Source organism: Streptomyces doebereineriae, assembly GCF_031845645.1.
Taxonomy (GTDB): Bacteria; Actinomycetota; Actinomycetes; order Streptomycetales; family Streptomycetaceae; genus Streptomyces; species Streptomyces canus.
Map to the genome: position 1 here is coordinate 1 of NZ_JAVREZ010000540.1, position 399 is coordinate 399.

Here is a 399-nt window from a genome sequence, read left to right on the forward strand (position 1 = left end):
GCGCCGCACGTGGGAGACCAGCCGTTCGCCGTCCTCCTCGGTGACGACCTCATCGACCCGCGCGACCCCCTGCTCGCCCGGATGGTCGAGATCCAGGAGCGCGAGGGCGGCAGCGTCGTCGCGCTGATGGAGGTGGACCCCGCGCAGATCCACATGTACGGCTGCGCCGCCACCGAGGCGACCGCCGACGGCGACGTCGTCCGGGTCACCGGGCTCGTCGAGAAGCCCGAACCCGCCGAGGCGCCCAGCAACCTCGCCGTCATCGGCCGCTACGTCCTGGACCCCGCCGTCTTCGACATACTGCGACGGACCGAGCCCGGCCGCGGCGGCGAGATCCAGCTCACGGACGCGCTCCAGCTGCTGGCCGAGGACGAGAAGATCGGCGGGCCGGTGCACGGT

Annotated in this window: 1 protein-coding gene; it reads left to right on the forward strand. The window is 72.9% G+C overall.

Going from position 1 to position 399, the window contains the following annotated elements:
• A partial coding sequence (locus RNB18_RS53155; protein WP_311721198.1) for a sugar phosphate nucleotidyltransferase occupies window positions 1–399 on the forward strand: 399 nt, incomplete at both ends.